Genomic DNA, 14,342 nt, shown 5'->3' on the forward strand with positions numbered 1-14,342 from the left:
TGATATTTTCTTTGTCTTGATTTATCTTCACATTACTAGTAAACTGAATTCAATTCCTACATTCATTATCATGTTCAAATAGCTGCATTTGGAGCTTCGCTATACGAAATGCCCTCTTCACCCATTACACAATTGGAAGGGATGATAGAACAGATGAATCACCAACCTCTCATTAAGCGTGATATTACGGACGTCCAAGATGTCATTCTTCGGCGTCACAGCCCGATCCATGCTGCAGGACCCGTCATCGAATTTGGTAACTGGAGCCAATCCGATCCGTTTCTCGGAATGATGGAAGACAAGTTCCAAGCCGGATCATTCGACGACCATCCCCATCGGGGAATCGAGACCGTTACCTATGTTATCGATGGGACTATCGAGCATTATGACAGCCTCTCCAAGCAAGGCGGGATGCTGGGACCGGGAGATGTCCAATGGATGACAGCCGGAAGCGGCGTCATTCACAACGAAGTGCCGTCAGAGGGAATAACGGCTCACACCCTGCAGCTCTGGGTCAATCTGCCCCGCGAGCAGAAAATGACAACTCCCCGCTACCAAAACCTGAAGGGAACCGATATGCCGGTCAGACAAGAAAATGGCGCGCTCGTTCGGGTCTTCTCCGGTTCTTCCGGCGATGTCGCTTCCCCCACTAAAAATCATGTTCCGGTCACTATGGTTGAGGTGTCCCTGGAATCTGGCGCTTCCTTCACGCAAGATCTGCCCGGCAGTTATAACGGCTTCATCTACATCCTAGAGGGCAGCGGAACTTTTGGCAGCAACGGCGTGAACGCGGCTAAAGGCCAGGTGTTGCGGCTGGGCGCTGGAATCGATGGAGAGCCAAGTGAAATACAGGCAACGGCGACGGAGCCTCTTCGCTTTGTCCTATATGCGGGCGAACCAGTGCGAGAGCCCGTGGCGGCCCGCGGTCCCTTCGTCATGAATACGGAAGAAGAAGTGAACGAAGCTTTTCGCGAGTATCGGAATGGCACGTTCTTGAAGCATTCATCCAACTAGGCCGACCTATACCTCTGGTCTTATTTATTTAAAAAACGGTCCCTTATCATGCCTGTCCAGGCATGCTGAGGGACCGTTCTTCATATAGCTATGACAGCACGGCTGCAAGAACCGCTTCGACATGACCTTTCACTTTCACTTTCCGCCACTCGGCGGCCAGCTTTCCGTGCTCATCAATCAAGAAGGTCGAGCGTACAATACCCATATACTCGCGGCCGAACATCTTCTTCATCTGCCACACGTCAAACATTTCGCTTACCTTATGCTCCTCATCAGACAAGAGCAAGTAGGGCAGGCTATGCTTATCGATGAATTTGGCATGGGATTTCAGGGGATCCGGGCTAATCCCGATCACGACTGCCCCTGCCTGCTCCAAGCTTCCATAATGGTCACGGAAGCTGCAAGCCTCTTCCGTGCAGGTTGGGGTCATATTTTTCGGATAGAAGAACAGCACGACTTTACGTCCACGAAAATCGCTTAAAGCTACCTTCTCCCCGTTCGAAGCCGGAAGTGAAAAATCCGGCACCTGGCTTCCAACTGTCAACTGCGTTTGATCTGCGATAAGGCTCAACTCCTAAAATACGGACTTTAGTCCCGAAAATTGATTGTCTTTTCGAAAAAAATTATAATAGAATGAATGTCGAATGTTCAAATGTTCTATCGAATTAATTCATCAGCGTAATCCGAAAGGAAGAACACAATGACCAAAAAAACAAAGAAGACGATTATATGGAGTGTCAGCCTGATCCTCGCCGCTATTATTGGTTACGGCATTTATTATGCGGCATCGTTCTACGACGGCTTGCAGAGTCTTCAGAAATCAGGTGAATCCTCCCCTTTTCGTGAAATTGAAAAGGTAGATGCCAAAGTACCAGCGCCGCCCGAGTGGGAAGGAACGGAGACGGTTAACATTCTGCTGATGGGCGTGGATGCGCGCGGTTTTGAGGAAGGCGAAATTCCTCGTTCCGACAGTATGCTTGTTGCCTCGATTGATCCCGTGAAGAAGAAAATGCACTTATTCTCTATTTTGCGCGATACTTACGTAGAAATACCCGGGTACGACCGAAATCGAATCAATACGGCCATTACACACGGCCCGAATACGGCTATGAAAGCTGTTGGCGATCTGCTGGGCATTCCGGTTCAATACTACGTCTATACGGATTTCCAGGGTTTCATGAAGCTGGTTGATTCCGTTGGCGGAGTTGATTTCTATGTTGAGAAGGACATGAAATATTCCAGTAAAGCTGACAAAAACGAATACGACATCGAATTGAAGCAAGGCATGCAGCATCTGGATGGCAACGCGGCGCTGCAATATGTCCGGTTCCGCTATGATGCGATGGGCGACTTTACCCGCACCGAGCGTCAGCGCGAGCTCTTGAAGGCCGTAGCCAAGAAAATGCAGACCACCACTTCCATCATGAAGCTTCCGGACATTCTGAAGTCCGTCAGCCCGTATATCGATACCAATCTCGATGTTGAGGATATGTGGAAGCTTGCGAACGTTGCCTACAAGAGTAAAATGAGCGGCAGCGAACAGGTGCCTCCGATGAAGCTCCTGAAGGAAGAACATATTGGCGGGGCAGCCGTGCTAACGGTCGGCAATTCGGATACGCTGAAACAGTATATCCAGGACATCTTAAATCCGCCAACGCCTGACCCTGAGACAGAAGGCAGCGAAGGTACGGATAGCAATTCTGAAACCACTGGTTCTGAGAATAACGATTCTGAGAATGGTCATTCGGATAGCACCACTGCTCCATCTGCAACAACGGATCGTAACTAATACACTTACAGCAATCAGGACAGGAGCTATGTCATTTTAGCTGCCTGTCCTGCTTCATGAAGAAAGGAAGTTAAATATGATGACTACATCAAGAAACCGTTCGGAAACTCTATATCAAGAAGCGCTGCAGCATATCGTAGGCGGCGTAAACAGCCCCTCCCGTTCGTTCAAAGCCGTAGGCGGCGGCGCCCCCGTTTTCATGAAACGCGCGAATGGAGCTCACTTCTGGGACGAGGACGGCAATCGCTACATCGATTATTTGGCAGCCTATGGCCCGATCATAACCGGACATGCCCATCCCCATATTACGGCAGCAATCACGGCAGCAGCTCAAAACGGCACCCTCTACGGGACCCCAACGGAGCTTGAGATCACTTTGGCCAAAATGCTGAAGGCCGCCATCCCGTCCATGGATAAGGTGCGTTTCGTCAATTCCGGCACCGAGGCGGTCATGACCACGATCCGGGTCGCACGCGCCTACACCAAACGCAACAAAATCATCAAGTTCGCCGGCTGCTACCATGGCCATTCCGATCTTGTCCTCGTGGCAGCAGGCTCCGGCCCTTCCACGCTCGGCATTCCGGACAGCGCCGGGATCCCGGCCAGCATTGCAACGGAAGTCATTACCGTTCCGTTCAACGATCTGGAAGGCCTGCGCGCTGCCCTCGACGCATGGGGCGATGATGTGGCTGCCGTTATGGTGGAGCCGATCGTTGGCAACTTCGGCATGGTGATGCCGAAGCCGGGGTTTCTCGAAGGCTTATGCCAGATGACGCACGACAACGGCTCGCTGGTCATCTATGACGAAGTCATCAGCGCTTTCCGCTTCCACTACGGATCTACCCAAACTTATGCGGGTCTGAACAATCACGAGGCAATTCAGCCGGATCTTACGGCTCTTGGCAAAATCATCGGCGGCGGTCTGCCGATCGGCGCCTATGGCGGCCGTAAACACGTGATGGAACAGGTCGCACCGCTCGGCCCTGCTTATCAGGCAGGAACTATGGCGGGTAATCCTGCCTCCATCGCCGCCGGAATCGCTTGCTTGGAGGTTCTGCAGGGTGAAGGCGTATATGAAGAAATGGAGCGCTTGACCATCAAGTTGACGGAAGGCTTGCAGGCATCCGCCGACCGCCACGGCATTCCGCTCACAATCAGCCGCATCCGTGGTTCTTTCTCCACTCACTTCTGCGATCATCCGGTCACGAATTATGATGAAGCGCAGGACACCGACGGCGAAGCGTTCGCCGCATTCTTCCGCCATATGCTGGACCGTGGCGTGAACCTGGCTCCTTCCAAGTACGAGGCCTGGTTCATGACCACAGCCCATACGGATGCCGACATTGAGGCTACGCTTGAGGCTGCGGAGGAATCTTTTAAGGCCATGAAGAATTAATATAGATAAATGCAAAACCGCGAAAGGAGATCTCCTCATGAAAAAGCTGTTGAACAAGTTATAACGTGCTCCACATCCATGCCATGCTTCTTCGGTCCGGATTCGTGGACCTCCTGACCAGTCCGATTCAAACCTTGAGTAATCTAAATATGAATGCGGAGGCTGGATAACATGAGAAGCGAGCAAGAAATAATGGATTTGATATTGGGCTACGCAGCCCACGACGAACGGGTTCGGGCCGTGACCCTCGAAGGCTCCAGAACGAATCCGAACGTGCCTAAGGATATATTTCAGGATTACGATATCAGCTTTCATGTAACGGACATGGAGAGCTTTATTCAGGATCCTGATTGGATCGACGTCTTCGGGGAACGGATTATTTTGCAGACGCCCGAAGATATGGCCATGTTCCCTCCGGATCTTGGAGGCTGGTTCTCGTACCTGATGTTATTTACCGACGGCAACCGGATTGACATGACTCTGATTCCCATCGAGGAGAAGGAGAAATACTGCAAGGAAGACAAACTGATCCGAATCCTAATGGATAAAGATCAGGCCTTTCCCAATATTCCTGCTCCCTCCGACGAGGATTTCTGGGTAAAGCGCCCGTCGGCAGCCTTTTTCGAGGATTGCTGCAATGAATTCTGGTGGGTATCCACGTATGTAGCCAAGGGCTTGTGGCGGGAAGAAATACTGTATGCCCAAGACCACTTTCACAACATCATGCGTCCGATGCTGATGAAAATGCTGGGGTGGCAGGTAGGTACCCAGACCGGTTTCTCGCTCAGCATAGGCAAGAACGGCAAGTACTTGAAAAACTACCTGACATCGGACAGCTGGAACGAGCTGATGTCCACCTACCCTCGCGGAACCTACGAAGAGGTGTGGGAGGCGCTGTTTACGATGGGAGCGCTGTTCCGCAGAACCGCGCTTTATGTCGCTGAACAACTGGGCTTCGAATACGATATGGGACAGGATCAGCGCGTTACCTCCTTCCTGCAGCATGTCCGGCAGCTGCCGGCGGATGCCAAGGCGATCTATTAAGATTGCGGGAAGCTGCGGTTCCCTTGATTCCAAATATCGAACCCGGGCAGCCCGGCCCGAAGAGGAATAACCACTGGTCCAAATGAAGCCACGATTGCTAAGAATATGAATCAGTAAAGAGAGGCGCCGCTCCGGCGTCTCTCTTTATTTGTTGCAGAATTCCCGCCAACCCATACAGGGCACCGCTTACTCCAACTTGATTTTGCCGAATGCCCTCTCCTGCAAACAAGATTTATTAAATCCATTTGTCACATTTGTGCTTTGCCCAAGCGTAATACAGATTGTAAAGGGGTGAAACCACTTGGATGAACCAGCATTCCATCAGATCGTTGCTGATGTTTTGAAGGGAGAGATCGACAAATATGAGCTGATCATGAACCGCTGCCACAAAGCCATCTTCAACTATTGCTATCACATGCTTGGCGACTATGCCGAAGCCGAAGATTGCACCCAGGAAGCTTTTTTGAAAGCTTATCGCAATCTATCTAATTTCGAACCGGACAAGCCTTTCGAAGCCTGGCTGTACCGCATCGCCTCCAACCAGTGCATCGACTACCTCCGCAAGCGAAAGCTATCCCGATACCTCCCCTTTCTGTACCAGAAGGATCAGGATAACAGGCATGTCGATCAGGTCATCGAGCACAAATACTACAATCCGTCCGTGCTCAGGGCGCTGGCCAGGTTGACCGCCGAGGAACGAAGCCTGCTCATCCTGCGCTGCGTCGAGGACAAGAGCTATCATGAGATCAGCCTTATTTTGCAACAAAGCACGACCTATCTTAGGAAAAAATTTCAGCGAGCCGCAGCCAAGTTCCGCAAACATTATGCCATGGCCAAGGGGGAAGAAACGAATGAGCATGGACAACGACCAGGACCTGAAACCACTCTTTCAAAGGGTTGAGCCGATCGGGACGGCCCTCCAGGAACGCGTCATGAACCAAATTCGTGAAAAGCATTTGAAAAGGGAGCGATTTTTCGTGAAAAACAAAGTAAGCATTCTCTTAATTACCGGCATGCTGCTTACCGCATCGACCGGTTTCGCAGCGGTAAAGTACCACTCTTTAACCAACGGCAAGGGAGAGGTAGTCTATGAGGAGAAATCGAGCGCAGAGTCGCCTTCCCCTAAGGACTATTCAAAAGAGGAACTGAACCGCATACACCTCATGAACACCATCTGGGACGAACAGATCAAGCCGGGCGAAGCCGCCATCATTTATGTCGTACCGGATAATCCGAAGCATGCCATCGACATCAAATCCACTCCACATGCCGTCAAGGATTTCGCCAAGCTGCAAAGCATGGTGAACGTGCCCGGTTTACCGCTCGCCAAGGAGCTGTCCGGTTCGGGCAAGTATACGTTCAAAAACGCCAGCGTGCACATGGAGCGCGAGACTGACGTGAACCCGCTGACCGAGCAGGAAAAAGCCGACATCGCCAAAAAGCTGCTTGAGAAAGCCAAAGCTTCCGGGAAGGACTACGCCCTGATGCCGGTGAAGTTCACCGATAACTTCTGGCTTTCAACGGTATATTATACCAGCGACAACAAGGAAGTCTCCCTTACCATTCTGAATAACGGGGACCACGGAAGCGTGACCTCCTACTGGGATGAGAGCACGGGCATGACCAGTCGGAAAATCGAGATCAACGGGCAGGGTGTGCTGCAAAAAACGTGGAACGGCGGAAACTCGGCGCAGCTGGTGCAGCTGGACTGGGTCTATGAAGAACCAACCACCGGACATCACTACTTGTTTTCGCTCAACTCTACCACGGGTGACATCGCTGTCGAAGAGCTGATCCGCATCGCCAAGACAATCATTCCAAAGGCGGATTCCAAGTAAGCAGCATGATGTTTTTTGGCTTAAGGCTGTCATCATAGCCAATCATTATACAGTATGGCTCTTTTCTCGTAGGAACGCTGTAAATGAAAGATAATACAAAAAGTCGTCTGTGCAGGTCTCGGGATCCGGACACCAATCAGGCGGCCGTGCTTAAGAAGGGCTGATCTTTCGTCCGGCTTTAGCAACTATAACCAAGGATATGAATCAGCAAAGAGAGACGCCGCTCCGGCGTCTCTCTTTTGTGCTGCCATGTTCCCCAACCCCATCCGGGCATCCGCCCTCTTACTTCTGCTCGATCTTATCGAAGAAGTTCTCCTGAACCAGCTTAGCTGTTTCATCCAGCTGTTTCTTGGAGTCCGTGCCTTCCTTCGAGAACGATTCCTGTACAACGTTGGACATCGCGGCATAATAATCCTGCGTACCGAATTGCGCTTCCGGTTTGCCTTCCAACAGGCTGAAGAGCTGCGGATCATATTTGTAGACGTTGTCGTACTTATCGTAGATGGCTTTCACCTTCGCGGCATACTCGGAATCATCGCTGAAATATTCCAGCGGCGTCGGTACAAAGTATTTGCCTTCGGCCTTGCGGGCATTAATCGTATCTTCCACCGATTTCAGCGCATCATCCGTAAAATAATCAAACGTGATGTAACGGAAAGCCATTTCCTGCTCTTCCTTCGTGGCATTCGGGTTGATAACCAAATAATTGCCTCCCAAAATGCCGTGATGCGCTCCGCCTTTCTCCATGGCAGGCATCGGATATGCCAGCACATCCTCGGGCTTCATGCCGCCCTCATTCAATGCCGGCTGGATCACGTCAAATGCGCCAGCAATGACCATCGCCGTACGTCCCTGCTGGAACGAGCTGACGGCATCCCCCCAACCGAGGGCCCAGTCCTGCGGAATGGCATTCGCCTCCCATCTCAGCTTCTTGTAGAAATCCAGCGCCTTCACTCCGGCTTCCGAGTTAAACACGGCCTTCACTTTGCCGCCCTCGTTCACTTCGATATCACCGCCGGCTTCGAACAGGAAGTTGGTCCAGTTCCATCCGGCTTCATTACCCTTACCCATTGGCGCTATGCCGGATATGCCGGCCTTTGGATCTGCGGCCCCTTTCGCCGTGTTGTACATGTCGTCCCACGTCCAATCCATCGGCGGAACCGGTACGCCCTTCGCATCCAGCAGTTTTTTGTTCACGATCGTTGACGTGATGTACCCGTTCTGCGTAACACCATACACTTTGCCGTCCACGATGAATTGATCCTGCAGCACGGGATTCATGTCGTCCTTGTACTCCCACTCGTTCCAGAACTCCGTGATGTCGGCCACCCAGCCCCGCTCCACGAGCAGCTGTGCCTCCGTGGCCCAAGTGTTATAAAATGTCGGCGCTTCGTTCGAAGCCATCTTCACCCCAATTTCATTGACGCTGTACTGCCAGTCGTCCTTCACGATGGTCACGTTCGGATATTTCGCCTGGAAACGGGCGATTTTATCATCCTCCTGCTGACGCAGCGTTGTGTCATCCGGCAGCGGATAGTGGATCTTGATCGTTATTTTTTGATCCGCGATATCCTGTTTCGGTTCCTCCGTCTGCGTTGCAGTCGTTCCGCCCGAATTGGCAGTCCCTCCGTCTTTATTGCCGGCCTCCGGCGCTGCTTTGCCTCCGCCGCAAGCGGCGAGCAAGGAGCTGAACAGCATAAGGCAGATCAGTAGTGCTGAGAACTTGCGCATGGATACTCCCCTTTTCCTTATTGAATTGATAATGTCCATTCTTATCTCCATCATAGAATCGAAACTCTTAAAGGACGATGTGCATTCATATGACGATCATGTGCAGGGCTACGATGGTGTACACGCTGCCCTACCCTTTAACAGCCGAGAGACTGACGCTGCGCATAATGAATTTCTGGAACACCAGAAATACGAAGATCGGCGGCACCATGACCATGAACAGGATCGCGAATTTTATGCTGCTGTCCAGGCTCCTTGCGTTGATGACATACTTGTAGATGGCCGTGGCCAGCGTGTACTTGTCCTGCGTCTGCATGACCAGCGACGGCCAGAACCAGTCATTCCATGCCGTGGAGAAGATAAAAATCGCCAGCGTTGCAAAAATCGGGACGGACAGCGGAACGGCAATTCGCAGGAAGCTGCTCAACTCCGAAGCGCCATCGATGCGTGCCGCCTCGAAGATCTCCGGATGAATACCATCAAAGAAGTTTTTGATCAGCAGGAAGAAGTACGCATTCGCTCCCGCCGGAAGCCAGAAGGCCCAGTAAGAATTCAGCAGCCCCAGTTCCTTCAAATTAACGAAGTTCGGAATCATGTAACTCGACGCCGGAATAAACAAGGTCATGAGAATGAAGAAATAGATGACGCGGTGATAGGGAACCCGGATACGGGAAATGCTGAATGCCGCCAAGCCCAGTACCAGAATCGTCACCAGCAGATTGCCGCCAAAAATAAGCAGCGTATTCTTCAGAAACATCGGCAGATCGATGTATTCCCACCCCTTCGGAAAGTTGTCCCAATGCCATTCCGACGGGAAAAAGCGCGGCGGAAACGTGTTGATCTCCTGATTGCTCTTCAGCCCGTTAAACATCGTCATGCCGATCGGGTACAGCATCGTAAAGATCATCACCGCGATGCACAGCACCATAAATCCGTATACCGCCTTGTTCCACGGTTTTCTCAGATCCGAAGCGGACAGTATGCCTCTCTCTTTCATCCTAGTACTCCTCCCTGTTCATCTTGAATTGCAGGATGCCCAGCAAACTCAGCACCAGAAACATCAAGATGCCCATCGCGGTTCCTGCCCCGTAATCCAGCTGGTTAAACGCATATTTTACGGTTAGAAGCGCGTAGGTGAGCGTGGCCTTGTTCGGTCCGCCGTCCAGCATCGCCAGCTGCGACTGATACGCCTGCGAAGTACCGATCAGTTGCAGGATCAGCATGAGCATAATCAAATTGCGCATCGAGGGGAGCGTAATGTATTTAATCCGGGCCCATACGCCCGCACCGTCGATCTCGGCGGCTTCATACCAATCCTTCGGTATGCTGAGCACGCCGGCCAGATAGATCAGCATCGCCGAGCCGAATTGCTGCCATGTCTCCATCACGACCAGCGAAACCATGGAGAAACGGCTATCCGAAATAAACGATACCGCTTCTGCCCCGAAGAAGCCGAACAGGGCGTTGATCGGTCCTACCGGGTCATACATCCACCTCCACATGCCGTAAAGCACGACGCCAGGTACGACAAACGGGAGATACGCCGCAATCCGGGCAAAGCCCTGGAACAGCTTCAGCTCCGAGATGGCGATAGAGGCCGCGATGGGCACCCAGAAGCCGATGACCAGCGTTAACAGCATGAAATACAATGTATTTCGAACGGAAAGCAGCAGATCAGGATTGCTGAGAACCTTGGCATAATTATCGAACCCGACGAAGGTGTTGCCTTTGACGAAATCGATATGAAAAAAGCTGTAAAAGATCCCTTTCAAGATCGGCACCCATAAAAAAACGATAAAGATCGCAATGGCCGGAACGAGGAACATATACCCCCATATGTACTTCTTCCACAGCGGCTTGCGCTTGTGCTCCTGCCGGGTGCGATGACCGGGCTCTATCCGAGCCTGGCCTTGCGGCATGGCCGTTTCTTCCATCTGACTCCCTCATTCCTTAATTAAATGTCCAGCTTTAATTTTAAAAAGACAGGGAGTCTTCGAACATGTCTAAAACTATGTGAAGTATAACCGTTCTTACTTCTTTAGCTCGCTGGGACTGACGCCGTAGTATTTTTTGAAGATTTTGCTGAAATGCTCCGGGGATTCATAGCCGACTCGCTCCGCGATTTCGTAGCGGCGGAGATCCGTGCTCAGGATCAGGGACCTGCTCTCCTCCATTCGCAGCTTCACGACATACTCCCACAGGCTGCTGCCGGTATATTTTTTGAACAGATAACTCAAATAGTTCGGGCTCACGTGATTGTTCTTGGCTATCTCGTGAATCGTCAATCCCTTCTGGCGGTAATGCTCCTCGATATATTCCCTCGTATTCTCCACGATCCGATTGCCCTGGCTCGAGAGCACCTCGTGCGATGTCTCATGGGCATAGTTGTGCCAATTGAAATCCCCGTAATAAAACACGTGGAAGTCCTGCAGCTGCTCGCTCCACAGCATCGCTTTGTCCGCCTGACGGCTGAGCACAGTCAAAAATTCAGGCCCCCTCAATATTTGGCTGATCCCAACGGTACAGCTTCGTTTCAGGTACAGCTCCACATGGTAGTGCAGACTCCGGCCGATCATCTCCAGATGGTGGATCTTGCCGCTCGCATTCTCCTCCATCTCCTGCTCGCTCCATTGGAGAATGATGTTGATGTCCCGCTCCGGCGAATAGAATACGAAGGCGTGCGGCTCCTGCTCCAGCAGTTCCTTGGCGATATTCAGCGCGGCATATTGAATCAGGCTTAGATCTTGCCTTGAAAAAGAAGCGCTGCTGTCTTCCCTTAATCCCAGCTTCATCTTGATGACCGCAAAATAAGGACCGATCAAGCCCAACTCCGAATCGTCTAGGCCGGCCAGTTGCGGCTGATCCCGCCCCGTGGAGAGCCGTTGATTCAGCCGATCTATTCGTTCGGAGGGAGGCTCCTCCATCCGAAAATGCTCGTTATCGGCCATGAGAAATGGCTCCATCTGAGGCGCCGATCGATCCATCTTGAGCAGAACGCTGCGAACCGAATCCAGAAACTGCTCGCTGTTCAGCGGTTTGATCAAATAATCCTTGGCTCCGAGCTGGAGCGCCCGCTGCGCATATTGAAATGTTTCATGGGCTGAAATAATGATCGTCTGAACCCAAGGCTTCACGATCTTGGCCTGCTGCATCAGCTCGATGCCGTTCATCTCGCCCATCTGGATATCGGTGACCAGCAGGTCGATATCTCCCATCCGTATGTAATCCAGCGCTTCCTGCCCGCTGTAGGCCGTAGCAATCCCATCGATGGCTAGGCCCGAGGACGTTAACAGCCCTGCCAAGCCCTTGCAGATCAAAGGCTCGTCATCTACCACCAAAATGTTATACATCAGGAAACCTCCTGTCCGGTTGCGGTAATGGTTGTTTCTTCTATTCGGGGAATCGCGATCGTCACGCGGGTTCCCCCCTCTTCTCTTGGTTTATATTGTAGTCCGTAGCCGCTTCCAAAATGCAGCTGGAGCCGCTCCTGGATATTGCGGATCCCGTAGCCTAGCGAAGGGTCCGGAGCTTCATCATGGAGCAGCCTGTGGATGGACTCGTAGTTTACGGGGCGGAAGCCGTTATCTTCAATGACGATTCGGCATTGTCCCTCTTCAAGATGCCCTGAAATCCGTATATTTCCGTCCTCGCCCATATTTTTAATGCCATGAATGATCGCGTTCTCCAGCAGCGGTTGCAGCGTAATCTTCGGCACAAGGTTCACCAGCAAGGACTCGGGCACTTCCCAGTGGACGGTAAACTGATAATCGTAACGGTTCAGCTGCAGATTGATATAAGCCCCAGCATGCTCGAGCTCTTCCCCAAGCATAATGAGATCCCGCCCCCGGCTGAGACTGATCTTCATCAATTTGGACAAATCCTTGATCATCTCTGCGGACTCGGTATTGCCCTCCATCGTGCTCTTCCAATAGATGCTTTCCAAGGTGTTATACAGCAAATGGGGGTTAATCTGTTGATAAAGCAGCTGCAGCTGCGCTTCCTTCTGCTTCAGATCCATACGGTATTTGTAGTGGATCAGATCATTCAATCGGCGGGCCATGTCATAGATCGTGGAGATGAGGACACTGACTTCATCTTTTCTGCGCCGATAGGGGGTTTCCGGTACAACGTTCCCCGGTTCGTACCTTCTCACAAAATGCGCCAGCTTCTGGAGCGGCGTCATCAGCGACTGCCAGAAATAAAAAACGATAATGAGACCCACGGCAAAGTAAGCGATGGAGATAAACTGGATAACACGCTTCATCTCGCTTTGCTGGGAGAGCAGCGTTTTGACGGGCACCTTATAGACCAGCTTCTGATTGAGCACGTAGTTATAATCAATGACATAAATAAAATCCGACGTGATCACGTCCATAATACCGATCGTGGATTGACCCGGATCCGCTTCAGGCGGCAATTCAAGCCTTCCTGCCAAACCTTGTACCGACGAAGTCAGGATATGGTCGTTCCCATCCGTAAAATACAGCTCCCCATCCGGTATCGATACCGTCGATAACGACTCGCCGATCCGCGCGTCTAAATTCGTGACCACCAGAACGCCGATGGTCCCGCCCTTATAAATATTGTTCACGGCCCTCACATAGCTTAAGGTCTCTTGATCCTGCCGCCCTTGTACCGGCGGCGACAGATTCGCTATGCGCTTGAGATACCCGTTCCCTTTCATCGCCACGGCTTCATCGAACCATGCCGGCTTCTCCTTCTCGTCGGAGAAAAAATACACCCCCGCTTTTCTGCGGTCAGGGTAATAGGGAGCAAAGAAGTAGCTGTTGTCAGGATCATACACATAGAGTGAGTAATAAACCGGCTCGCGTTCATCTGTCTCTTGGGAGAAGGACAACAGCATCTTTTCCAGCCTCTCGTAGTTTTTGACGCGTGCGAGAACGGTGCCCTCGGCAAAGGGATCCAGTTGCTGGATCTGCGAGTTTTGGATGATGGTGGAGGTCACTTTGTTAACGGTTTCAACATCACGGTTAATCAGCTTAAAGTTCTGCTTGTTCAGTTCGATATAAGCATTGGTCACATGACGCTTCAGAATTTGACCGGCCATGGAATTCCCGTAGGCGTTCAGCGCAAACAACGGAATGACCAGCACCAGGAACAGCAGAATCATCTGCTGCTTGATATTCATGCGGCCCAGCGGATTTTTGAAGCGGTTCTTCATCGGTCCTTGCACCTCCGGCTTTCTCAAGCATAGCAACAATCCAGCGGCATCAGCGTAGTTATTTCTACGGAAATGATGCGTATTTTTACGATCAGGCAGAAAGTCCTAAATTGATGTATTAGCCTTACGACAAGCGATTTCCTGCAAAAGCGGCGGGCGTGTCTGGCGGGAGTCGGGGTTCAAAATCTGATCTGATGTCAAATCATCCGTGAAAGGAAATGATGTCGTATTGTACCATCTGCCTGGAGTTACTTACGTTAAAAACATCACACCGCCGTGCAAAGACATCTCTGAACTAAATCCCAAGCATGTTCTCTAACGCGTCGTCAACAAAGGGGGGATAGCAAC

12 protein-coding genes are annotated in these 14,342 nt (G+C 51.5%); 6 read left to right on the forward strand and 6 right to left on the reverse strand.

The features are described from left to right. Nucleotides 1-153: 153 nt before the first annotated feature. Nucleotides 154-1,014: a pirin family protein gene (locus tag ACQKPA_RS10025; protein WP_427491781.1), complete on the forward strand. Its 861-nt coding sequence runs from the start codon at nt 154-156 to the stop codon at nt 1,012-1,014. Between the two features lie 88 nt (nt 1,015-1,102). Here the strand turns inward: ACQKPA_RS10025 and bcp are convergent, their stop codons facing one another. Further along, nucleotides 1,103-1,585: a thioredoxin-dependent thiol peroxidase gene (gene bcp, locus ACQKPA_RS10030; protein ID WP_427491783.1), complete on the reverse strand. Its 483-nt coding sequence runs from the start codon at nt 1,583-1,585 to the stop codon at nt 1,103-1,105. Nucleotides 1,586-1,714: 129 nt separating this feature from the next. Here bcp and ACQKPA_RS10035 point away from each other — a divergent pair, with 129 nt between their 5' ends. From ACQKPA_RS10035 to ACQKPA_RS10055, 5 genes are all read left to right on the forward strand, one after another. Continuing rightward, nucleotides 1,715-2,803 carry an LCP family protein gene (locus tag ACQKPA_RS10035; protein WP_427491785.1) on the forward strand — a complete coding sequence of 363 codons (1,089 nt, stop codon included), beginning with the start codon at nt 1,715-1,717 and terminating at the stop codon, nt 2,801-2,803. Between the two features lie 79 nt (nt 2,804-2,882). Further along, nucleotides 2,883-4,199, forward strand: coding sequence for a glutamate-1-semialdehyde 2,1-aminomutase (locus ACQKPA_RS10040; RefSeq protein ID WP_427492767.1), 1,317 nt, complete (start codon nt 2,883-2,885; stop codon nt 4,197-4,199). A gap of 171 nt (nt 4,200-4,370) precedes the next feature. Further along, nucleotides 4,371-5,243 carry an aminoglycoside 6-adenylyltransferase gene (locus ACQKPA_RS10045; protein ID WP_427491787.1) on the forward strand — a complete coding sequence of 291 codons (873 nt, stop codon included), beginning with the start codon at nt 4,371-4,373 and terminating at the stop codon, nt 5,241-5,243. A gap of 301 nt (nt 5,244-5,544) precedes the next feature. Beyond that, nucleotides 5,545-6,144, forward strand: a complete 600-nt coding sequence (locus tag ACQKPA_RS10050; protein WP_427491789.1) for an RNA polymerase sigma factor — start codon at nt 5,545-5,547, stop codon at nt 6,142-6,144. Beyond that, nucleotides 6,095-7,081, forward strand: coding sequence for a DUF4367 domain-containing protein (locus tag ACQKPA_RS10055; RefSeq protein ID WP_427491791.1), 987 nt, complete (start codon nt 6,095-6,097; stop codon nt 7,079-7,081). Before ACQKPA_RS10050 ends, ACQKPA_RS10055 begins: the two co-directional genes overlap by 50 nt. Before the next feature lie 282 nt (nt 7,082-7,363). On the opposite strand, the gene ACQKPA_RS10060 is transcribed toward ACQKPA_RS10055, so the two are convergent. The 5 genes from ACQKPA_RS10060 to ACQKPA_RS10080 all read right to left on the reverse strand — a co-directional run bounded on the left by ACQKPA_RS10060 (nt 7,364) and on the right by ACQKPA_RS10080 (nt 13,994). Continuing rightward, nucleotides 7,364-8,812: an ABC transporter substrate-binding protein gene (locus ACQKPA_RS10060; RefSeq protein ID WP_427491793.1), complete on the reverse strand. Its 1,449-nt coding sequence runs from the start codon at nt 8,810-8,812 to the stop codon at nt 7,364-7,366. A 130-nt stretch (nt 8,813-8,942) separates the two neighbouring features. Then, nucleotides 8,943-9,809: a carbohydrate ABC transporter permease gene (locus tag ACQKPA_RS10065; RefSeq protein WP_427491795.1), complete on the reverse strand. Its 867-nt coding sequence runs from the start codon at nt 9,807-9,809 to the stop codon at nt 8,943-8,945. A 1-nt stretch (nt 9,810) separates the two neighbouring features. Then, the gene (locus tag ACQKPA_RS10070; protein ID WP_427491797.1) at nt 9,811-10,746 is read right to left on the reverse strand and encodes a carbohydrate ABC transporter permease; all 936 of its coding nucleotides are present in this window, start codon (nt 10,744-10,746) and stop codon (nt 9,811-9,813) included. Nucleotides 10,747-10,842: 96 nt separating this feature from the next. Further along, nucleotides 10,843-12,162, reverse strand: coding sequence for a response regulator transcription factor (locus ACQKPA_RS10075; RefSeq protein WP_427491799.1), 1,320 nt, complete (start codon nt 12,160-12,162; stop codon nt 10,843-10,845). After that, entirely contained in the window at nt 12,162-13,994 is a 1,833-nt protein-coding gene (locus tag ACQKPA_RS10080; protein WP_427491801.1) for a cache domain-containing sensor histidine kinase, read from the reverse strand. The genes ACQKPA_RS10075 and ACQKPA_RS10080 overlap by 1 nt, the downstream gene beginning before the upstream one ends. Between the last annotated feature and the right edge of the window lie 348 nt (nt 13,995-14,342).

Origin of the sequence: Paenibacillus sp. NPDC093718, from assembly GCF_050279985.1 — a bacterium.
Classification (GTDB): domain Bacteria; phylum Bacillota; class Bacilli; order Paenibacillales; family Paenibacillaceae; genus Paenibacillus_AQ.

What these genes read in the sequence shown, in the direction of transcription:
- ACQKPA_RS10060 (WP_427491793.1), bottom strand. Translation starts at nt 8,812, where the DNA reads ATGCGCAAGTTCTCAGCACTACTGATCTGCCTTATGCTGTTCAGCTCC.
- ACQKPA_RS10035 (WP_427491785.1), top strand. Translation starts at nt 1,715, where the DNA reads ATGACCAAAAAAACAAAGAAGACGATTATATGGAGTGTCAGCCTGATC.
- ACQKPA_RS10055 (WP_427491791.1), top strand. Translation starts at nt 6,095, where the DNA reads ATGAGCATGGACAACGACCAGGACCTGAAACCACTCTTTCAAAGGGTT.
- ACQKPA_RS10045 (WP_427491787.1), top strand. Translation starts at nt 4,371, where the DNA reads ATGAGAAGCGAGCAAGAAATAATGGATTTGATATTGGGCTACGCAGCC.
- ACQKPA_RS10065 (WP_427491795.1), bottom strand. Translation starts at nt 9,809, where the DNA reads ATGAAAGAGAGAGGCATACTGTCCGCTTCGGATCTGAGAAAACCGTGG.
- ACQKPA_RS10040 (WP_427492767.1), top strand. Translation starts at nt 2,883, where the DNA reads ATGACTACATCAAGAAACCGTTCGGAAACTCTATATCAAGAAGCGCTG.
- ACQKPA_RS10070 (WP_427491797.1), bottom strand. Translation starts at nt 10,746, where the DNA reads ATGGAAGAAACGGCCATGCCGCAAGGCCAGGCTCGGATAGAGCCCGGT.
- ACQKPA_RS10080 (WP_427491801.1), bottom strand. Translation starts at nt 13,994, where the DNA reads ATGAAGAACCGCTTCAAAAATCCGCTGGGCCGCATGAATATCAAGCAG.
- ACQKPA_RS10025 (WP_427491781.1), top strand. Translation starts at nt 154, where the DNA reads ATGAATCACCAACCTCTCATTAAGCGTGATATTACGGACGTCCAAGAT.
- ACQKPA_RS10075 (WP_427491799.1), bottom strand. Translation starts at nt 12,162, where the DNA reads ATGTATAACATTTTGGTGGTAGATGACGAGCCTTTGATCTGCAAGGGC.